We start from the raw sequence: 17,673 nt of genomic DNA, 5'->3' as shown, positions 1-17,673 counted from the left end.
CAAGAGCTACCGGCTCAAAGAGGCCGCGGCACGCATCGCCATGGCTGCTGAGTCGTCATAATTCGAGCGTCCCCCATGGGGGAGTTTGACTGGCCATAAGTGGGGGAGTTTGAAGTGGCCATCGGGGCTGAAGTCTCTCTGCTTATTCATGCTCCCGGCGATCAGGTGATGGATTTCATCAATGATCAACATCTTGACGCCCATCTCCCTGAACAGCAGCTTGACCTGGGAGTTCTTTTCCTGAGGAGAACTCGTCGGCTTATACGGCGCCATCAATGCATCCAGGATACGTGTGTAAAACGCCGACACATCCGGAGTAGGCGGTGACTCCACCATCACAACTGGACAGGTTGTCACCTCCGATGTCGCATCCAGGTCGACCGGATGCAACTCCATGAAGCGCTCCAAAATGGAGGTTTTGCCGTTAAACGAAGGTGCCACCAGCAACATGTTGGGCATGCGCGTGATGCGTGGATATTCCAACAGCTCCTCCAGGCGCGCCAGTATTTCTTTGACCCTGCCGTAACCCAACCAGGTCCCTGATTGAATCGACTTGATGCGCTCAGCATCAGTGGCGCCTATCAGTGCACTGGCAGCGTCATTGAGATGCGGATAGTCTCGCGTCGCGTCAGTCATTCGTCATCCAACGCTTGCACGTCATCGGGGTTGTAGCCGCGGACCGCTGGGGGTGGAGTCACAGACTTCGCTGGTGTTGAAACATTTGGCATCGTTTTCTTCTTTTCAGCCCTGGTCTTCTCTTGCTCAGTGCGCCGTTGGGCCTCTCGTCGTGCCACTTTGGTCTTGCCTGCAGCTTCTTCCTCCAAAGCGCGCTGCTCATTGATGATGGCGAACACCGCCTTTTCATTCTCCTTTGAATGCCCTCGCTTTTCAGCTAAACCCTGGGCCTTGAGCAACTCCCAAATGCTGACTGGCGGCAAACTGCTGTCGCGATAGGGAATCGTTACGTATCGCTTTGAAAGCTCATCGTAGAAGTAGAGTTGGCTGATATCGCGCGGATCGCGATGAAATTTAAACATGCGCTTGTGCTTGGGGAACTCGGGGTCCATAACACCCATCCAGGCCCGCAACACGTCGTGGTAGTAATGGACATGGTCGATGAGTACGCCATAAGCCTGAATCGTGCGTTCGATGAAAGGGGTGAAGTTGATTTTCAGAAGTTCTTCGTCAGTGCGTCTGGCGGGCAAGCCGCGACCAGGTTTGTCTTTGGTTCCTAGCAACCCTTGCCGCCACTTCTCCAATGGGGGCATGCCAATGCCACCATGGTCTTCCAAGTGGTACCTAGCAAAGAACAGCACAAGCCACTTTTCAATCTCTTCCATGGTCATGCATGCATTGCCCTCTGCGTCGTACTCATAGAGTTCATCCGGCCCTGAAAACGTTGCCCCTTTTAATGTCTTGAGCCCCTCAGTGACCGTCCCCATAAGGCGCTCTATGTGTGCCCCATAGCGTGGCTTCTTGACTGGGCGTAGATGGATGTCGATGTCATAGACCCGGCAAGCTGACTTCAACATGTCACCCCGAAACTCACGAGCGTTGTCCATGTGAAGAATGCCCATGACACCCCACATGCTCCAGTCCACACTGACAATGCCCCTTCGACGCAACCACTCGTCCTTGGGAAGAATCGCGTGGCTAATGCACATGCCGGCGGACATTGATGAGGGCGCCTCCAACGAAAGGTACATTCCCAAACACGACCGACTGAATACGTCGATTGCCAGAGTGATCCAGGCCCTATTGATAGATTTTCGGTGCTTGTCGTCCACGATCATCACCGGCAGCAAGGTGTGATCGATCTGCACAATGCTCAAGGGCCAATCAGCGTCGGGAATCACGCCCTTAATCGGCTGGTGCTTGGCGTGAGCCACAGCGGCACCGTAGCGCAATAACGTCCTTTCTGGCCCGTTGGTCTGTTCCAGCCTGGCGCGGACCGTATTCACGGCGGGCAACGGAAGCTCTGCGTTAGAACACAAGCGTCTGACCTCTTTGATGGTCGCAGCGATGGACTTATGCTGGTCGGTGTCGTGAAACTCTTCCAACGTCTTGGCAATGATGGCCTCAACTGCCGGAACGATGCGTGACTTGGCTTTGCCACCGCGGTTTCGGTACATCGGCAAGAGAGACGAGAGGGTACCTGTAGTGCGATACGCGGTGACCCATCGGTACACCGTGGCCTTGCTGACTTTGGCTTCTGCCGCGATCTCTTTATAAATCGCATTGGATCGCTGGTAGCGACTTAACAGCAGGGGTTCAATCCACTGCCTTCTACTCTGGGCGATGGACCAGTCGAACTCAGTGGCATTGAGTAACTCAGGCTCCACCGTTTTCACTGCGGTTTTCTCTCCCACTATCGTGGGCGGTCCGATATCACCCATCTTGAGAAGTACTTGGTTGCCGGTCTCAACATCTCTGGCAAGAACCAGATTGACATCCGCCAGATTCAAGATGACGTATTCCCGCCCCCCATTGGTGACTGTTGCACCTTTGGTAACCCAATACTGGGTGGGGATGGTCCGGTCTGTCATCGCGCAGCTCCAGCAAGGCGCAATTCGACGTCACCACCGAAACGAGTGTCTAGGTCCGTATATAAGCGCCGCTGGAGCAACATGCTCCAGATCACCGGTAACCAGTGAAGTCGTTCGTCGTCGGTCAACGCCAACGACGCCAGGATGCCCTCTGAGGACGAAACCCCGTGTTTGTCAGCCATGACTTGCAACACACGCACGCAATCCGTCTCCAACGGATCAACGTTACGGTACTCCCGCAAGAACTTGATGTTGGCCAGCCGAGGGCTGCGGATTTCCGTTTCATCGACAGTCCTGAACTCCCATCCCATGGACTCGGCATAGACCTGCGCGGCGGCGAACTTGGGGGCGTAATCCGCAGCGTGTTTCGTGAGAAAGTCGCTGCGCTTCACTTCTGCGAGGAGAGGCTTGCGGATCTCACCTGATTCGGGATCCGGTCTGTATTTCACGAGCACGTCGGGAACATACCCCTTCGCCACACCCTTCACTGGAACACGAACGGGCTGCACCTCGAACGATTCAACCTCATCATCAAAGTCAAGGACCAGCAGGTAGTCTTTCTCCAGGAGAGACTCAAACTGGTCCATCACCTCGCTTTTGCGACTTGAGTAGGCCCCGGTGACGAAGAGGTAATTTTTGGGGATCTTGCGAACAGGCATGTGACCAGTCTAGCGATTTAGGAAGCCATTTCAAACCAGTCTCACTAACTTCTGCACTTTTTCTCATTATCTACTGATAAGATCTGTTGATCGATGGCGGTTTTTCTCAAAATCGGCTGACAAGTCACATCAAACACCGAACCGAAATGCCGACCGCCACGCGCCCGCTTCTTCAACCCCTAACGACGCCAAGGTCCACCCATGAATTACCAAGCCCACGCCGAGCGCTATGACGGCCGCATGCCTTACCGCAGCTGCGGCAAAAGCGGGCTCAAGTTGCCAGCGATTTCCTTGGGCCTGTGGCACAACTTTGGCGATGCCACGCCGATGCAAACGCAGCGCGACATGCTGCGTACCGCGTTCGACTTGGGCATCACCCATTTCGATCTGGCCAACAACTACGGGCCACCTTACGGCAGCGCCGAGACCAACTTCGGCGTCCACCTGCGGCGCGATTTCAAACCCTACCGCGACGAGCTGATCATCTCCAGCAAGGCGGGGTGGGATATGTGGCCCGGACCGTATGGCCAGGGCGGCGGCTCGCGCAAGTACGTACTGGCCAGCCTGGACCAAAGCCTGCAGCGCATGGGCCTGGACTATGTCGACATCTTCTACAGCCACCGCTTCGACCCCGACACTCCGCTGGAAGAAACCATGGGAGCACTCGCCAGTGCAGTGCAGCAGGGCAAGGCCTTGTACGTGGGCATCAGCAGCTACTCGCCAGGCAAGACCCGCGAAGCAGCGGCGCTGCTCAAAAGCATGGGCGTCAAGGCCTTGATCCACCAGCCGTCCTACAGCTTGCTCAACCGTTGGATCGAGGAAGATTTGCTCTCAGCGCTGGACGAAACCGGCATGGGCTGCATTGCCTTCAGTGCTTTGGCACAGGGGCTGCTCACTGACAAATACCTCCATGGTGTTCCTAGTGACGCGCGCATCAACCGCCCGGGCGGCGGCTCCTTCACCTCCGACCATTTGAGTGACGCGAATCTGGCCCACGTGCGCGCACTCAACGAGATTGCCCGCGCGCGCGGGCAGACCTTGGCACAGATGGCCACCGCCTGGGTGCTGCGCGATGCGCGCGTGACATCGGCCCTGATTGGTGCGAGCAAGCCCGCGCAAATCGTCGACCTTGCGGGTGCTATGAAGAACCTTGCGTTCTCCATTGCCGAGCTGCAGGCCATCGACCAACATGCAGTGGATGGTGGCATCAACCTGTGGAAAAAACCCTCCACCGACCAGCGCCCAGGCTGATCGAGCGCGCGCACACTTTTGCATGGCGCTTACACCAAACCGCGGTCTTAGCGCCGGTGCGCGATCGACGCTGCTGGCGCTCGGCGCCATCGCGTTGTGGGGCACACTGGCACCACTGGGGGTTTTGCTGCAGCACGTGCCGGCCTTCTTACTCACAGGCATTGGATTGCTGGTGGGAAGCCTTATCGGCGTACCGCTGTCGGGCTGGCGCTTGAGGGCGTGGGCGGTGCCACTGCCTACGCTGTTGCTGGGGGTGTACGGCTTGTTTGGCTTCCACTTCTTGCTCTTCATCGCACTGCGACACGCCCCGCCGGTGCAGGCCAATTTGGTGAACTACCTATGGCCACTGGGCATCGTGTTGCTGGCACCACTTTTCTTGCCGGGTATGCGGCTATCGGCGCTGCATGTGGTGGCCGCGGCCATAGGTTTTTGTGGCGCCGCGCTGGCCATCCTGGGCGGGCGGAACCTGGAAGGCGGGTTCGCTTGGGGTTATGTCCTGGCCTTGGTCTCGGCCTTTGTCTGGGCCAGCTACTCCCTGCTCAGCCAACGCGTGGCACGTTTTCCAACCGCAGCCATGGGATTGTTTGGTTTGGTGTCCGGCCTCTTGTCGCTGCTGTGCCATCTGCTGCTGGAGACACCGGTGTCACTCAGCGCGACCGATTGGGCGCTGCTGGTAGCGCTGGGCTTGGGGCCTTTGGGCGGTGCGTTTTACCTGTGGGACGCCGCACTCAAGCAAGGCGACCCGCGGCAGATTGGGGTGTTGTCGTTCCTGACGCCTTTGCTGTCGACCTTGGCCCTGCTATGGATGCGCTCCGAGCCGCCCAGCGCTTCGGTGTTGGGCGCAGCAGCTTTGATCGTTGGGGCGGCGGTGCTGGGCGCGCGCGCCAGCCGCTAAACCACGCAAGCTGCGGCTCTACACCGCTGCCAGCGCTTGCACGGGATCCTCTGCGCTGAGGACCCGCATGGCCCAGGGCTGCAGACGCGCTGTGTCAGCGCGCAAAATTTCCTGCTTGACCGCCAAAATTTGCGCCGGGTGCATGGAAAAACTGCGCAGCCCCAAACCCAGCAGTAAACGGGTCAGGCCGATGTCGCCGGCCATTTCTCCGCAGACACTCACTTCCTTGCCCTGCGCGTCGCATTCGGCGATGGTGTCAGCCACCAGTTTCAAGATCGCCGGGTGCAGGGGATCGTACAAATGCGCCACCGACTCGTCCGCTCGGTCGATGGCCAGGGTGTACTGGATCAGGTCGTTGGTGCCAATCGACAAGAAGTCAAAGTGCTGCAAAAACATGCGTAGACTCAAAGCAGCGGCCGGCACTTCGATCATGGCGCCGAGCTTGACAGGGCCATAGGCCACGCCTTTGCTATCCAGGCTGGCGCGGGCCTGTTCGATGTGCGCCAAGGTTTGCCGAATCTCGCGCGCATGGGCCAGCATAGGCACCAACAAACGCACCTGACCGTGCGCAGCGGCGCGCAAGATGGCGCGCAGCTGGGTCAAAAACATGGCCGGGTCGGCCAGACTCCACCGGATGGCGCGCAGGCCCAGTGCAGGGTTGAGGTGAGCCTCGTCCCGCATCGTTTTGTCCAGCGATTTGTCGGCGCCCACATCCACTGTGCGAATGGTCACTGGCAATCCCTGCATGCCTTCGACAGCGCGTTTGTAGGCTTGGTACTGCTCTTCTTCATCGGGCAGGCGGCCCTGGCGGCCCATGAACAAGAACTCGCTGCGAAACAGCCCCACGCCCACTGCACCCGCCTGCAACGCGGTCTGGGCGTCCTCAGGCATCTCGATATTGGCCAGGAGTTGCACGCGCTGACCGTCCATGGTGACCGAGGGTGTGTGCAGCAGGCGCTGAAGTCGGCCTCGCTCCAGTGCGCCTTGGCGCTGCTTGAAGCCGTACTCCGCCAAGATGATGGGCGACGGATCCACGATGACGACACCCGCATCGCCGTCAATGATGACCCAGTCGTCCTGGCGTACCAGTTGGCTACAAGTGCGCGCCCCCACCACCGCCGGAATGTCCATGCTGCGCGCAACGATGGCGGTGTGCGAAGTCTTCCCGCCCACGTCGGTGATGAATCCGGCAAACACACTGTGCTTGAACTGCAACATGTCTGCCGGTGAGAGGTCATGGGCGATGAGGACCAAGGGCACATCGACCGTGTCATCGAGCAGCAAATCTTGTTGTGGCTGCTGGCGGGATCGCCGCGGCGCTTGCTCCACCACCGGGGCGTCTTGGCCCTTCATGGCACGCAGCACACGCTCAACAATTTGCTCCAGGTCGGCTTTGCGCTCACGCAGGTAGACATCCTCCATCTCGTCAAACTGGCGGGCGATGACTTCGAGTTGGGTGGTCAGCGCCCACTCGGCGTTGTAGAGGCGGTCGGTAATCCAGTGCTTAACACCGCTGATGAGTTCCGCGTCTTGAAGCAGCATCAGGTGCACATCGAGCAAGGCAGAGAGCTCGTGGGGTGCCTCTTTTGGACCCATGTGCGCGATGCTCTCCTGCAGCCGCTGTATCTCGGCCACCACCGTATCTCGGCCACAGCGCACACGGTGGATTTCACTCTCCACCGACCAGGGGTTGATAAAGTAATGCGCAACATCCACACGGCCCGAGGCAACCAACACCGCGCGCCCAATGGCGACGCCACGGGATACGGCTAGGCCGTGGACGCAAAAGGTCACTCGCCTTCCCCAAATTTGTCCGCAATCAGGGCCAGCAAAGCATCCATCGCCTCGCGCTCCTGCGCGCCCTGGGTCTCAATCACCACCTCGGTTCCCAAGGCGGCGGCGAGCATCATCACGCCCATAATGCTTTTGGCATTGACGCGGCGGTCACCGCGGCTGAGCCACACCTCGCACGGAAAGCTGCCAGCCAGTTTGGTGAGCTTGGCAGACGCCCGCGCATGCAGGCCCAACTTATTGACTATGGTCGTGGTGCTGTTGATCATTGCTTTTTCTCTGCTGGTTTTGTGGCGCAGTTACCGCGACCTGCATGATGCTTTGCATGCCGCCAGCCATGGCCCTGGCCATCAATATATCGAGCGCCTCGTGCTGGTAATTGACCGTACGCAATAACATCGGCAAGTTAACGCCCGCAACCAGCTTGGACTGCACACCGTTAACGACCTTCTGCGCCACATTGCACGGGGTGGCACCGAACACATCGGTCAGCACCAAGGCGTTGGGGGTGTTGAGCGACTTGAGCAGCGCCACGGCGCGGGTGCGGGTTAGCTCCGGCAATTCGTTGGGCGGCACATCCAAGGCCACGACGCCTCCAGCCGCATCCGGGTACACATGCAACACGCTAGCACGCAAGGCGCTGGCAAGCGGCGCGTGGGCAATGATGAAGATGCCGGTGTTCATAGTCTGTTGGGAGTGCCTTTGGATTATGACTTTTTCGCCATCACAAGATGCAAGTAGGCCCACAGGCACAACAGTGCGTAAATCAACAGTGCACCCTGGTGCGCGGCAATGTCGCTCCACCCCAAGGCACGCAAGCCATCGATCGCCAGGCCCAAGCCCCACTGCACCGAAAACACCCCTGCGAAGATCACCAAGTTGTACGCCGACAATGCACGGCCAGCAAGCGCGCTGGGAAACGCCATACCCACCGCAGGCTGGGCCAAGGAACACACGGTAGACGCGACACAAAAGAGCGCAAGTGCCAGCGTCGCAAAGCCGCCGATGGCGCTGCCGCAGACGGCGATCAGCGCCACCAACGCCAATGAAAGCGGCACCCACCGCACCATCAATCGTTCAGCAGTATGCCCGCCGCGCGCCAACCTCGGGCTGGCCCAGCCCCACAGCAAGTAGGCCACGAGCATGCAAGCATTGATCCAAAACAGGCCCAGCGCCGCCTGGGCGGGTGAGTACCCCGCAACCTTGACCATCCAGGGCCCGGCCCACAAGGTTTGAATTGCCACCAACCCGCCGTAGTTGACGAAGCCCAGAGGCGCCATGCGCCGGAAGTAGGGATTACGCCAGACCTCGCTGTAGCCGCTGCTGGCGCTGGACCCATCCGACGTACCTTCCGAGTCGCTGCCCAGCATTGCAGGCTCCCACCGCGGGAGTTGCCATGCGATACACACCATGGCAAGCACCACGCCAGCGGCCAAAAACAGAAACAGTGGTCGCCAACCCACGGTAGGCAGCAGCCACTGCACTGGCAAAGTGGAGGCCAGCATGCCCAATGCACCGACCATGAGCATCCAGGAGTTGGCCCGCATCTGAAGCGCTGGCGCGTACCAGCGGCGGTAGCCCGTGAGCGCGGCCATGAGGCACGCACTCACGCCGACACCGCACAGAATCCGGCCCACCAGCAGCCCGGCAAAACTCTCTGCCACAGAAAACAGCGCGCAACCCACCACCGCCACCGCTAAGAAGGCCACCTCGACGCGCTTCGGACCAAACCGATCAAGCCATGCGCCCAGAGGCAGTTGCGTCACAGCGAAGCCCAGAAAGTAACCACCTGCCAGGAGCCCGAGGTCCGATGCGCGCAATGAAAACTCAGCCGTCAGCGTGGGCGCCAAGGTGGCGGTGATCGCCCGAACCAAGGTCGACAGGAAGTAGGCAAACGCTAATGTGGCAAACACCAGAATGGCGCGCCGGGGTGCAAGAAAGTTCACGGCAGTTTGATTTGTTCGAGTAGCGGATCCACCTGCTCAGCACGCAGTGCTTTTGCATACACGGCGACGTGGTAAATGTCTTGTCCGACCACCCACCACGCCAACCTGGCCTGCACCGGCTCGCCGTTGGCGCGATTTCCTTGGGCACTCCACTGCCTTTGGTGTACAGCATGTGGGGTGACAGAAGCCACCGCGGAGGTTTGGGTCGCAGCCATGCTCGCAAACGCGCCACCTTGCCATGCATCGAGTGCTGCCTCCATGCGGTCAGGCGGCAACCCGCGCAGATGGCTTGCAGCAAACAGCGCGCCATCCGCTTCGCAGCCAACCACCTCAACCGGAAAGGTCCCCACTGGCAACTGCCAGTCCCGGTGAGTTCGGTCAGGCTTGCAGGGCAACCATAAGGACAAGTCTCCCAGTTCCACTTGGCGCCAGTTCAGAGCGGGGGAGCAGGCGGCTACGCTCCACACCAGCGACGCAACTACCAGCCATCGCTTGTGCTTAACGGTTGGGGACTCCAGTTTGCGCCGCGCTCGGCGAAGCAGCGCTAGCGCTTCAACAGTTGCGGCCATGTCCCCGCCGTGCTGCAGGCGCTACACCGAGCAAAGGACCCACAGCGGTCGGTGGGGCACGTGCTTACAGCTTGGCTTGGTAATCGTCGTGGCAGGCTTTGCAGGCTGCCCCAACGCCACCCATCGCAGACTTGATGTTGTCCAAGTTGCCGGTTTTCGCTGCGGCATTGAGCTTGGCCATCTCGGCTTGGAGCTTCTCTGAGAGCCCATCGAACTTTGCTTTTTCCGCCCAGATTTCGGGCTTGGCACGGGTAGGAATCGAACCCTTTTGGCTGCCGTCAACAAAGGCGCTCCACGGCAGCTTGGACATGAACTCGGCGGTGGCTGCGCTGTCGGCGGCCACCTTCGCATCAAACGGCACACGGCCCTGTGCCATGGCACCAATGCGGCCGACATTCTGCGCCATGATGAACAACGCGCTTTGTCGGTACTTGATGGCGTCTTCGGGCTTGGCAAACTGTGCGAAGGCAGGTGTGCAGAGTGCGCCAGCAACAGCGGCGAGCGCCAGTACAGCAATTTTTTTCATGGTGACTCCTAAAGAGGTTGTGATAAAACGCGGTGGCCGTGGGGCAGAGTTGGCCCGCATTCCTGTGGTGTGCAGGTGCTGCGAATGTACCCGTAACGCTGTTCTTCTGTGCACCGCTGCGTTGCGTTTTTTGTTTTTTGGGAGACACATAGTGGTCAAAGTCAGAGTCTGGGATTTGCCCACGCGTTTGTTTCATTGGGCACTGGTGCTGTGTGTGGTGGGGCTGGTCATCACAGCAGAGGTCGGGGGCGATGCCACGCAGTGGCATTTCCGCTTGGGCTATTGCGTTTTGACCTTGGTCTTGTTTCGCGTGGTCTGGGGCTTTACCGGCGGCTACTGGTCGCGCTTTAGCAGTTTTGTGCCCTCACCCGCGCGGCTGCTTGCCTACATCAGGGGCAACTCAGAATCAGATGCGCGATCCGTGGGCCACAACCCTTTGGGCGCTTTGTCGGTGTTGGGTTTGCTTGCGGCCTTGCTGGTGCAAGTGAGCGCAGGGCTGATGAGCGACGATGAAATCCTCGCTGCCGGTCCTTTTGCAGCCAAGGCGCCGCCGGACTGGGTGGCATGGGCCACCTTTTTTCATACCGAGGTGGGCAAATTGGTGCTGATCGGCTTGGTGGCGCTGCATGTCCTGGCGATTGCTTGGTACCGGTTCAAGAGGAAGGAGAACTTGGTGAAACCCATGCTCACTGGCGACAAAGAGCTGACCCACAGCCCCAGCCCCTCGCGTGATGATTTGGGAAGCCGCCTGTTTGCACTGGTGGTCCTGCTGGCCTGCGGGGTAGCAGTGGCCCTGTTGTTGCGCATGGCACAGTAGTGAGATCACACGTTATGGCATCGCATCCTGAACTCGCAATTGCGCAGTGTGCTCCCGCCAGTACGCAGCAACATGCGCAGGTGCGCACGCTGTTTGCAGAATACGCCGCGTCCATTGGTCACAGCCAATGCTTCACGGGGTTTGAGAAGGAGATTAGCGAGCTGCCGGGCGAGTACGCCAGTCCGCGTGGCGCGCTGTTGTGGGCGACGGTCGATAGCGAGTCGGCCGGCTGCTGCGCATTGCGCCCGCTAGACCACAGTGACCACGCCAACGCCTGCGAAATGAAGCGCCTCTACGTGCGCCCGCAGTTCCGTGGTTTGGGTCTGGGTCGCCAACTCGCTGAGATGGCGCTGGAGACGGCGAGGCAGATCGGGTACAGCTGCGTGTTGCTCGACACGCTCGACGACATGGAGTCAGCCCGCGGCCTCTACGAGGACTTGGGCTTTGTCGCCATTGCACCGTACTACTTCAACCCCATCCCCGGTGCGCACTACCTCAAGGTGGACCTCAAGCCTTGACTTGAGCGAGCAAGGTGGCCGCGTCGCTGACCTCAAACTTGCCCGGTGCTTCGATGTTCAACACAGCAACTTTGCCGTCCTTCACCAGCATGGAGTAGCGGCAGCTGCGTAAGCCCATTCCTTTTCCGGTCAAGTCCAGAGTCAAACCCGTGGCCTTGGTGAACGCAGCATCACCATCACCGAGCATGCGAACTTTGTTGCCGGTCTTTTGGTCGCGTGCCCATGCGCCCATCACGAACGCATCGTTCACACTCACACACCAGATTTCGTCGACGCCGGCTGCCTTGAATGCATCAAACTGCGCGAGGTAGCCCGGCACATGCTTGGCTGAGCAAGTGGGAGTGAATGCGCCTGGCAACGCGAACAACGCAATCGTTCTGCCCGCTGCAGCCTTGGCTACGTCGACCGCGTTGGGGCCAATACTGCAGCCCTCACCCTCGACTTCGGAGTACTCCATCAGGGTGGTAGGTGGCAAGGTGTCGCCGACTTTAATCATGTGCAATCCCTCTCGTTAAATGAATGAACCAATAAAAACGGCCCACATTGTGGGCCGTCATCTTGAGTGCCGCTGCAGCACAAGCCAATAGTCTTGCGCTGCGACCGACTTACACCGCTGCTGCCTTTTGCACCAAGCGGGTGGCTACCCAATTCTTGGTTTTGGAAATCGGGCGGCTTTCGGTGATTTCGATCATGTCACCCAGCTTGTACTCACCCTTTTCATCATGGGCATGGTACTTGCTGGACTTGCCAACGATCTTGCCGTAGAGCTCGTGTTTGACACGGCGCTCGATCAAAACGGTAACCGTCTTGGCACGCTTGTCGCTGACCACCTTGCCGATCAAGGTGCGCTTGAGGGATGTTTTAGCTTCCGTCATGTGTCGCTCCTTATTTGGCGGATGTTTCAGCGCTTTGCTTCTCGACAAGAATAGTCTTGGCGCGGGCGATAGCGCGACGTGCAGAGCGCAACGTTGCTGTGTTGTTGAGTTGCTGCGTAGCCTTTTGCATACGCAGACCAAAGTGGGCTTTTTGCAGCGCCTTGACTTCGGCTTGCAAACCGGCAACGTCTTTTTGGCGCAGTTCAGTAGTTTTCATTGCATGTCTCTCCTGATTACTGACCAATCATGCGGGCCACGAACGTGGTACGCAATGGCAGCTTGGCCGCAGCCAAACGGAACGCTTCACGGGCCAACTCTTCAGGCACGCCGACGATTTCAAACACGATCTTGCCTGGCTGAATTTCAGCCACGTAGTACTCGGGATTGCCTTTACCGTTACCCATGCGCACCTCGGCGGGCTTTTGGGAGATCGGCTTATCAGGGAACACGCGGATCCAGATACGCCCGCCACGTTTGACGTGACGGGAAATCGCACGGCGTGCAGCTTCGATCTGGCGGGCCGTCAGACGGCCGCGGTCGGTACATTTCAGACCAAAGTCACCGAACGCGACCGAGCTGCCTCGGGTCGCAATGCCGGTGTTACGGCCTTTTTGCTCTTTGCGGTATTTCCGGCGAGCGGGTTGCAACATATTTATTCTCCTTTGCCGTCTGCTGCTGCAGCAGGCGCGGCGACTTTGCGAACGCGCTTAACGGCGGGTTTGGTAGCGTCGATGCCAGAGGCCTCGACCGGTTTGTCGCTGCCATCCGCAGGCGCGCTTGCGGCACCAGCAGGACGGCGGGCGCCAGCGGTTGGACGACGGTCTCCTGCGGGGCGCGCACCGCCACGGTCATCGCGTCGGGGACCACGTGGGCGACGATCTTCTTCAGCGCGGGGTTCGGTGGCAGCTGGTAGATCGTTTCGGCCTAAGGTATCACCCTTGTAAACCCACACCTTCACACCAATTACGCCGTAAGTGGTCTTGGCTTCTGAGGTGCCGTAGTCGATGTCGGCGCGCAACGTGTGCAACGGTACGCGGCCTTCGCGGTACCACTCAGTGCGTGCAATCTCGATACCGTTCAGGCGACCAGCGGACATGATCTTGATGCCCAAGGCGCCCAAACGCATGGCGTTTTGCATGGCGCGTTTCATGGCACGGCGGAACATGATGCGCTTTTCGAGCTGTTGCGTGATGCTATCGGCGATCAGCTTGGCATCGATTTCAGGCTTGCGCACTTCTTCGATGTTGACTGCAACCGGCACATTGAGCATCTTGCCCAGATCGCGCTTGAGGTTCTCGATGTCTTCGCCCTTCTTACCGATCACCACGCCCGGGCGTGCCGAGAAAATGGTGATGCGCGCGTTCTTGGCGGGGCGCTCAATCAGGATGCGAGAAACCGAAGCGCTCTTGAGCTTGAGCTTGAGGTACTCACGCACCTTGATGTCTTCTGCCAGCATGCCAGCGAAGTCGCGGTCATTCGCGTACCAACGCGAGGACCAATTGCGGCTGATCGAGAGGCGAAAGCCGGTTGGGTGGATTTTTTGTCCCATATCTTCCTTGCCTCTTTCAGTTACCAACCGTCACGTACACATGGCACGTGGGTTTTCTGATCTGGTTTCCGCGGCCCTTGGCGCGGGCCGTGAACCGGCGCAAAGACGCACCTTGCTCGACGTAGATGGTTTTCACCTTCAACTCGTCGATGTCGGCGCCGTCGTTGTGCTCCGCATTGGCAATCGCCGACTCCAACACCTTCTTAATGATCACGGCAGCTTTTTTCTGCGTGAACTGCAAGATGTTGAGGGCTTGATCCACTTTTTTGCCGCGGATCAAGTCCGCGACCAGACGTCCTTTGTCAACCGACAAACGCACGCCACGAAGGGTTGCACGTGTTTCCATGGTCACCTCCTTATTTCTTCTGGACTTTTTTGTCCGCAGGGTGGCCCTTGAAAGTACGGGTGAGCGCGAACTCTCCCAACTTGTGGCCTACCATTTGGTCGGTGATATAGACCGGCACGTGCTGCTTGCCGTTGTGCACGGCGATGGTCAAGCCGATGAAGTCAGGCAAGATCATCGAGCGACGCGACCAGGTCTTGATCGGCTTCTTATCCTTGGTTGCCACGGCCTTTTCGGTCTTGGCCACAAGGTGGTGGTCTACAAAAGGACCTTTTTTGAGTGAGCGAGTCATCTAACCTTCCCCTTACTTCTTGCGACGCGACACGATCATGACCTGCGTGCGCTTGTTGTTACGGGTACGGTAACCCTTGGTCAAGTTACCCCAAGGATCGACTGCATGACGGCCTTCACCGGTCTTGCCCTCGCCACCGCCATGGGGGTGGTCCACGGGGTTCATCACCACACCGCGAACGGTCGGGCGGATACCCATCCAACGCTTCACACCGGCCTTGCCCAACTGGCGCAGGCTGTGCTCTTCATTGGCAACTTGTCCAATGGTGGCGCGGCAGTCGATGTGGATCTTGCGAACCTCACCTGAGCGTACGCGGACCTGCGCGTAGGTGCCTTCACGTGCCAGCAAAGTTGCCGACGTGCCAGCCGAGCGGATGATCTGCGCGCCCTTGCCCACTTGCAGCTCAACGCAATGGATGATGGATCCCACTGGGATGTTGCGAATCGGCAAGGTGTTGCCAACGCGGATGGGAGCTTCGGAGCCACTCATGATGGTGGCGCCGACTTCCAGACCGCGAGGCGCAATGATGTACTTGCGTTCACCGTCTGCATAGCACACCAGAGCGATGTGGGCAGAACGGTTGGGGTCGTACTCGATACGCTCCACCTTGGCGGGAATGCCGTCTTTGCTGCGACGGAAGTCCACCAAACGGTAGTGGTGCTTGTGTCCACCGCCTTTGTGGCGGGTGGTGATGTGGCCGTTGTTGTTGCGGCCGGCCTGCTGAAACTGGGGTTCCAACAAAGCAGCGTGCGGCGCACCTTTGTACAGATGGTCGCGCGAAATCTTCACCACGCCACGGCGACCGGGCGAAGTGGGTTTGATCTTGATAACAGCCATGATTACGCAGCCTCCCCACCGAGGTTGATCTCTTGACCAGGCTGCAAGGTCACATAGGCCTTGCGAACGTTGTCGCGGCGGCCCATGGACTTGCCAAAACGCTTGGTCTTGCCTTTGGTGTTGACCACGGAAACGCCCTTGACCGCGACCTTGAACATCAGTTCAACAGCGGCTTTGATTTCGTATTTGGTGGCGTCTTGCAACACTTTGAAGGTCACCGCATTGCTCTTCTCTGCAACCATGGTGGCCTTCTCAGACACGATCGGCGCAACCAACACTTGCATCAACCGACCTTCATCGAACTTAGACAGATTAGGACCGTGGCTCATGCGAACATCTCCTTGAGTTGGTCCATGGCAGCCTTGGTCACCAGCACCTTGCGGTAGTGCACCAGCGAGAGGGGATCTGCGTAACGGGGCTCCACCACCAAAATGTTGACCAGGTTTCTGGACGCGAGGTACAGGTTTTCATCGACCTCGTCGGCAATCACCAGCACCGATTCCAAGTTCATTGCCTTGAACTTGGCGGCCAGCGCCTTGGTCTTGGGCGAGTCCACCTTCAAGGAATCGACCACAGCCAAGCGACCTTCGCGGGCAAGCTGCGAGAAGATGGACGCCATACCGGCGCGGTACATCTTCTTGTTGAGCTTCTGACTGAAGTTTTCATCGGGCATGTTCGGGAAAATGCGACCGCCTCCACGCCACAGCGGAGAAGACGTCATGCCGGCGCGGGCGCGACCGGTTCCCTTTTGTTTGAACGGCTTCTTGGTGGAGTGGTGCACCTGCTGCCGGTCTTTTTGGGCACGTGTGCCTTGGCGGGCGTTGGCCTGGAATGCGACCACGACTTGGTGCACCAAGTCTTCGTTGTAGTCGCGTCCGAACAAGGTCTCGGGCGCGTCGTACTTGGACGTCGCCTGGCCTTGGTCATTGAGGAGTTCGAGCTGCATCAGTTCGATCCTTTCGAGGCTGCTGCCTTCACCGCCGGGCGAACGGTCACAAAACCGCCAGCGGAACCGGGGACGGCACCTTTGATTAAAAGCAGTTGGCGCGCTTCATCGATCCGAAACACGTCCAGGTTTTGGGTTGTTACAGTCTCATCGCCCATGTGGCCGGTCATGCGCTTACCCGGAAACACACGTCCCGGATCCTGCGCCATACCGATGGAGCCGGGCACGTTGTGCGAACGGCTGTTACCGTGCGACGCGCGCTGCGAACTCATGTTGTGACGCTTGATGGTTCCGGCGTATCCCTTGCCGATGGTCGTGCCCTGCACGTCCACCTTTTGGCCTACCGCAAAGACATCCGTCACAGGCAGCGTTGCTCCCGCAGGGTACTTTGCGGCGGACTCGGCGGTCACGCGAAACTCTTGGATGATTTCACCGGCTTGCACACCTGCCTTGGCAAGGTGCCCAGCGACTGGCTTGGTTACACGCGATGCTTTGCGCGAACCGAACGTCACCTGCAAGGCAACGTAGCCATCGTTCTCTTGGGTTTTGACCTGCGTCACACGGTTGTTGGATACGTCGACTACGGTGACGGGGACTGCATCCCCTTCTTCCGTAAACAGGCGCATCATGCCAACCTTGCGACCCAGCAACCCTAAGTGATTGCTAAGACTCATTGTTTTCTCCGTTACTTTCACCGCAGCGACTTCAATTGGCCGCTACGTTTTTGCGTGAAAGACTGTTAATAAAACACTGCGAAGAGCCAAGGGCCACTGCGCAGAGCCCGCGAGTGTAACCCGCAGTCCCATCCGATGCAAGCCCGCGTTGGTTAACGCAGGCCACATACCCATTACTGCAGCTTGATCTCCACATCCACGCCCGCGGGCAGATCGAGCTTCATCAACGCGTCGACGGTCTTGTCCGTCGGGTCAACGATGTCCATCAGACGTTGGTGGGTACGGATTTCAAACTGGTCGCGGCTGGTCTTGTTCACGTGAGGCGAACGCAGAATGTCAAAACGCTTCATGCGGGTCGGCAAAGGCACGGGGCCTTTGACGATTGCGCCGGTGCGCTTTGCGGTGTCAACAATCTCAGCGGCCGATTGGTCAATGAGCTTGTAATCGAACGCTTTGAGGCGGATGCGGATTTTTTGTTTAGTGGCCATGGTAATTCCTTGCTTTGGTGCGAATTACGCAATGATCTTGGCAACGACGCCCGCGCCCACAGTGCGGCCGCCTTCGCGGATAGCAAAGCGCAGACCCTCTTCCATGGCGATCGGGTTGATCAGCTTCACAGTGATCGACACGTTGTCGCCA

25 protein-coding genes and 1 pseudogene are annotated in these 17,673 nt (G+C 58.8%); 4 read left to right on the top strand and 22 right to left on the bottom strand.

The features are described from left to right. Positions 1-6: 6 nt before the first annotated feature. From ACILRC_RS14705 to ACILRC_RS14695, 3 genes are read right to left on the bottom strand one after another with little or no spacing between them, the layout of a single operon-like run. Positions 7-636 carry a TniB family NTP-binding protein gene (locus ACILRC_RS14705; RefSeq protein WP_395670121.1) on the bottom strand — a complete coding sequence of 210 codons (630 nt, stop codon included), beginning with the start codon at positions 634-636 and terminating at the stop codon, positions 7-9. Then, entirely contained in the window at positions 633-2,546 is a 1,914-nt protein-coding gene (locus ACILRC_RS14700) for a Mu transposase C-terminal domain-containing protein (RefSeq protein ID WP_395670120.1), read from the bottom strand. Before ACILRC_RS14700 ends, ACILRC_RS14705 begins: the two co-directional genes overlap by 4 nt. Next, positions 2,543-3,205, bottom strand: a complete 663-nt coding sequence (locus ACILRC_RS14695; RefSeq protein ID WP_395670119.1) for a TnsA endonuclease N-terminal domain-containing protein — start codon at positions 3,203-3,205, stop codon at positions 2,543-2,545. The genes ACILRC_RS14700 and ACILRC_RS14695 overlap by 4 nt, the downstream gene beginning before the upstream one ends. 201 nt (positions 3,206-3,406) lie before the next feature. On the opposite strand from ACILRC_RS14695, the gene mgrA reads away from it, so the two are divergent. Together mgrA and ACILRC_RS14685 are read left to right on the top strand one after the other, a co-directional pair. Then, on the top strand, positions 3,407-4,456 hold the full coding sequence (mgrA, locus tag ACILRC_RS14690; protein ID WP_395670118.1) for an L-glyceraldehyde 3-phosphate reductase: 1,050 nt from the start codon (positions 3,407-3,409) through the stop codon (positions 4,454-4,456). A 22-nt stretch (positions 4,457-4,478) separates the two neighbouring features. Continuing rightward, complete coding sequence (locus ACILRC_RS14685) at positions 4,479-5,351, top strand: DMT family transporter (RefSeq protein ID WP_395670117.1); 873 nt, start codon at positions 4,479-4,481, stop codon at positions 5,349-5,351. 18 nt (positions 5,352-5,369) lie between these two features. Here the strand turns inward: ACILRC_RS14685 and ptsP are convergent, their stop codons facing one another. The 6 genes from ptsP to ACILRC_RS14655 all read right to left on the bottom strand — a co-directional run bounded on the left by ptsP (position 5,370) and on the right by ACILRC_RS14655 (position 10,183). After that, on the bottom strand, positions 5,370-7,145 hold the full coding sequence (ptsP, locus tag ACILRC_RS14680; RefSeq protein WP_395670116.1) for a phosphoenolpyruvate--protein phosphotransferase: 1,776 nt from the start codon (positions 7,143-7,145) through the stop codon (positions 5,370-5,372). Next, positions 7,142-7,411, bottom strand: a complete 270-nt coding sequence (locus ACILRC_RS14675) for an HPr family phosphocarrier protein (protein ID WP_395670115.1) — start codon at positions 7,409-7,411, stop codon at positions 7,142-7,144. The genes ptsP and ACILRC_RS14675 overlap by 4 nt, the downstream gene beginning before the upstream one ends. Beyond that, positions 7,380-7,826 (bottom strand): PTS sugar transporter subunit IIA, encoded by a 447-nt coding sequence (locus ACILRC_RS14670; RefSeq protein ID WP_395670114.1) that lies wholly within the window; start codon positions 7,824-7,826, stop codon positions 7,380-7,382. Before ACILRC_RS14670 ends, ACILRC_RS14675 begins: the two co-directional genes overlap by 32 nt. Positions 7,827-7,849: 23 nt before the next feature. Next, positions 7,850-9,088: a nitrate/nitrite transporter gene (locus tag ACILRC_RS14665; RefSeq protein WP_395670113.1), complete on the bottom strand. Its 1,239-nt coding sequence runs from the start codon at positions 9,086-9,088 to the stop codon at positions 7,850-7,852. After that, positions 9,085-9,657 (bottom strand): hypothetical protein, encoded by a 573-nt coding sequence (locus ACILRC_RS14660; RefSeq protein ID WP_395670112.1) that lies wholly within the window; start codon positions 9,655-9,657, stop codon positions 9,085-9,087. The genes ACILRC_RS14665 and ACILRC_RS14660 overlap by 4 nt, the downstream gene beginning before the upstream one ends. A 64-nt stretch (positions 9,658-9,721) precedes the next feature. Next, positions 9,722-10,183, bottom strand: coding sequence for a c-type cytochrome (locus tag ACILRC_RS14655; protein ID WP_395670111.1), 462 nt, complete (start codon positions 10,181-10,183; stop codon positions 9,722-9,724). A 151-nt stretch (positions 10,184-10,334) separates the two neighbouring features. On the opposite strand from ACILRC_RS14655, the gene ACILRC_RS14650 reads away from it, so the two are divergent. Both ACILRC_RS14650 and ACILRC_RS14645 read left to right on the top strand, forming a co-directional pair. Beyond that, complete coding sequence (locus ACILRC_RS14650) at positions 10,335-11,000, top strand: cytochrome b/b6 domain-containing protein (protein ID WP_395670110.1); 666 nt, start codon at positions 10,335-10,337, stop codon at positions 10,998-11,000. A gap of 14 nt (positions 11,001-11,014) precedes the next feature. After that, the gene (locus ACILRC_RS14645; protein ID WP_395670109.1) at positions 11,015-11,518 is read left to right on the top strand and encodes a GNAT family N-acetyltransferase; all 504 of its coding nucleotides are present in this window, start codon (positions 11,015-11,017) and stop codon (positions 11,516-11,518) included. Here ACILRC_RS14645 and ACILRC_RS14640 read toward each other — a convergent pair. The 13 genes and pseudogenes from ACILRC_RS14640 to ACILRC_RS14580 form a co-directional block, all read right to left on the bottom strand. Beyond that, the gene (locus tag ACILRC_RS14640; RefSeq protein WP_395670108.1) at positions 11,508-12,014 is read right to left on the bottom strand and encodes a peroxiredoxin; all 507 of its coding nucleotides are present in this window, start codon (positions 12,012-12,014) and stop codon (positions 11,508-11,510) included. The two genes, ACILRC_RS14645 and ACILRC_RS14640, sit on opposite strands and share 11 nt — an antisense overlap. Positions 12,015-12,123: 109 nt before the next feature. Continuing rightward, positions 12,124-12,393: a 30S ribosomal protein S17 gene (gene rpsQ, locus ACILRC_RS14635; protein ID WP_395670107.1), complete on the bottom strand. Its 270-nt coding sequence runs from the start codon at positions 12,391-12,393 to the stop codon at positions 12,124-12,126. A gap of 10 nt (positions 12,394-12,403) precedes the next feature. After that, positions 12,404-12,610 carry a 50S ribosomal protein L29 gene (rpmC, locus tag ACILRC_RS14630; RefSeq protein ID WP_395670106.1) on the bottom strand — a complete coding sequence of 69 codons (207 nt, stop codon included), beginning with the start codon at positions 12,608-12,610 and terminating at the stop codon, positions 12,404-12,406. A gap of 16 nt (positions 12,611-12,626) precedes the next feature. Next, positions 12,627-13,043: a 50S ribosomal protein L16 gene (rplP, locus tag ACILRC_RS14625; protein WP_029708121.1), complete on the bottom strand. Its 417-nt coding sequence runs from the start codon at positions 13,041-13,043 to the stop codon at positions 12,627-12,629. A 2-nt stretch (positions 13,044-13,045) separates the two neighbouring features. Next, entirely contained in the window at positions 13,046-13,942 is an 897-nt protein-coding gene (gene rpsC / locus ACILRC_RS14620) for a 30S ribosomal protein S3 (protein WP_395670105.1), read from the bottom strand. 16 nt (positions 13,943-13,958) lie between these two features. Then, positions 13,959-14,288, bottom strand: a complete 330-nt coding sequence (rplV, locus tag ACILRC_RS14615; RefSeq protein WP_075585605.1) for a 50S ribosomal protein L22 — start codon at positions 14,286-14,288, stop codon at positions 13,959-13,961. A 10-nt stretch (positions 14,289-14,298) separates the two neighbouring features. After that, entirely contained in the window at positions 14,299-14,577 is a 279-nt protein-coding gene (gene rpsS, locus ACILRC_RS14610; protein WP_094476242.1) for a 30S ribosomal protein S19, read from the bottom strand. A gap of 12 nt (positions 14,578-14,589) precedes the next feature. Beyond that, positions 14,590-15,414 (bottom strand): 50S ribosomal protein L2, encoded by an 825-nt coding sequence (gene rplB / locus ACILRC_RS14605; protein ID WP_395670104.1) that lies wholly within the window; start codon positions 15,412-15,414, stop codon positions 14,590-14,592. A gap of 2 nt (positions 15,415-15,416) precedes the next feature. Beyond that, positions 15,417-15,743 carry a 50S ribosomal protein L23 gene (gene rplW, locus ACILRC_RS14600; RefSeq protein WP_395670103.1) on the bottom strand — a complete coding sequence of 109 codons (327 nt, stop codon included), beginning with the start codon at positions 15,741-15,743 and terminating at the stop codon, positions 15,417-15,419. Next, positions 15,740-16,360, bottom strand: a complete 621-nt coding sequence (rplD, locus tag ACILRC_RS14595; RefSeq protein ID WP_395670102.1) for a 50S ribosomal protein L4 — start codon at positions 16,358-16,360, stop codon at positions 15,740-15,742. Before rplD ends, rplW begins: the two co-directional genes overlap by 4 nt. After that, positions 16,360-17,034: a 50S ribosomal protein L3 gene (rplC, locus tag ACILRC_RS14590; protein WP_395670122.1), complete on the bottom strand. Its 675-nt coding sequence runs from the start codon at positions 17,032-17,034 to the stop codon at positions 16,360-16,362. The genes rplD and rplC overlap by 1 nt, the downstream gene beginning before the upstream one ends. A gap of 173 nt (positions 17,035-17,207) precedes the next feature. After that, positions 17,208-17,522: a 30S ribosomal protein S10 gene (rpsJ, locus tag ACILRC_RS14585; RefSeq protein WP_028250951.1), complete on the bottom strand. Its 315-nt coding sequence runs from the start codon at positions 17,520-17,522 to the stop codon at positions 17,208-17,210. 24 nt (positions 17,523-17,546) lie between these two features. Next, a pseudogene (locus tag ACILRC_RS14580) lies at positions 17,547-17,673 on the bottom strand (elongation factor Tu); the annotation flags it as partial.

This window comes from Rhodoferax sp. (assembly GCF_044236835.1).
GTDB lineage: Bacteria > Pseudomonadota > Gammaproteobacteria > Burkholderiales > Burkholderiaceae_C > Allorhodoferax.
This window is presented reverse-complemented; position numbering and strand designations above follow the sequence as displayed.

Excerpts from the sequence above, each read along its gene's own strand:
- ACILRC_RS14705 (WP_395670121.1), bottom strand. The coding sequence starts at position 636 with ATGACTGACGCGACGCGAGACTATCCGCATCTCAATGACGCTGCCAGT.
- ACILRC_RS14700 (WP_395670120.1), bottom strand. The coding sequence starts at position 2,546 with ATGACAGACCGGACCATCCCCACCCAGTATTGGGTTACCAAAGGTGCA.
- ACILRC_RS14695 (WP_395670119.1), bottom strand. The coding sequence starts at position 3,205 with ATGCCTGTTCGCAAGATCCCCAAAAATTACCTCTTCGTCACCGGGGCC.
- mgrA (WP_395670118.1), top strand. The coding sequence starts at position 3,407 with ATGAATTACCAAGCCCACGCCGAGCGCTATGACGGCCGCATGCCTTAC.
- ACILRC_RS14685 (WP_395670117.1), top strand. The coding sequence starts at position 4,479 with ATGGCGCTTACACCAAACCGCGGTCTTAGCGCCGGTGCGCGATCGACG.
- ACILRC_RS14675 (WP_395670115.1), bottom strand. The coding sequence starts at position 7,411 with ATGATCAACAGCACCACGACCATAGTCAATAAGTTGGGCCTGCATGCG.
- ACILRC_RS14670 (WP_395670114.1), bottom strand. The coding sequence starts at position 7,826 with ATGAACACCGGCATCTTCATCATTGCCCACGCGCCGCTTGCCAGCGCC.
- ACILRC_RS14660 (WP_395670112.1), bottom strand. The coding sequence starts at position 9,657 with ATGGCCGCAACTGTTGAAGCGCTAGCGCTGCTTCGCCGAGCGCGGCGC.
- ACILRC_RS14655 (WP_395670111.1), bottom strand. The coding sequence starts at position 10,183 with ATGAAAAAAATTGCTGTACTGGCGCTCGCCGCTGTTGCTGGCGCACTC.
- ACILRC_RS14645 (WP_395670109.1), top strand. The coding sequence starts at position 11,015 with ATGGCATCGCATCCTGAACTCGCAATTGCGCAGTGTGCTCCCGCCAGT.
- ACILRC_RS14640 (WP_395670108.1), bottom strand. The coding sequence starts at position 12,014 with ATGATTAAAGTCGGCGACACCTTGCCACCTACCACCCTGATGGAGTAC.
- rpsQ (WP_395670107.1), bottom strand. The coding sequence starts at position 12,393 with ATGACGGAAGCTAAAACATCCCTCAAGCGCACCTTGATCGGCAAGGTG.
- rpmC (WP_395670106.1), bottom strand. The coding sequence starts at position 12,610 with ATGAAAACTACTGAACTGCGCCAAAAAGACGTTGCCGGTTTGCAAGCC.
- rplP (WP_029708121.1), bottom strand. The coding sequence starts at position 13,043 with ATGTTGCAACCCGCTCGCCGGAAATACCGCAAAGAGCAAAAAGGCCGT.
- rpsC (WP_395670105.1), bottom strand. The coding sequence starts at position 13,942 with ATGGGACAAAAAATCCACCCAACCGGCTTTCGCCTCTCGATCAGCCGC.
- rplV (WP_075585605.1), bottom strand. The coding sequence starts at position 14,288 with ATGGAAACACGTGCAACCCTTCGTGGCGTGCGTTTGTCGGTTGACAAA.
- rpsS (WP_094476242.1), bottom strand. The coding sequence starts at position 14,577 with ATGACTCGCTCACTCAAAAAAGGTCCTTTTGTAGACCACCACCTTGTG.
- rplB (WP_395670104.1), bottom strand. The coding sequence starts at position 15,414 with ATGGCTGTTATCAAGATCAAACCCACTTCGCCCGGTCGCCGTGGCGTG.
- rplW (WP_395670103.1), bottom strand. The coding sequence starts at position 15,743 with ATGAGCCACGGTCCTAATCTGTCTAAGTTCGATGAAGGTCGGTTGATG.
- rplD (WP_395670102.1), bottom strand. The coding sequence starts at position 16,360 with ATGCAGCTCGAACTCCTCAATGACCAAGGCCAGGCGACGTCCAAGTAC.
- rplC (WP_395670122.1), bottom strand. The coding sequence starts at position 17,034 with ATGAGTCTTAGCAATCACTTAGGGTTGCTGGGTCGCAAGGTTGGCATG.
- rpsJ (WP_028250951.1), bottom strand. The coding sequence starts at position 17,522 with ATGGCCACTAAACAAAAAATCCGCATCCGCCTCAAAGCGTTCGATTAC.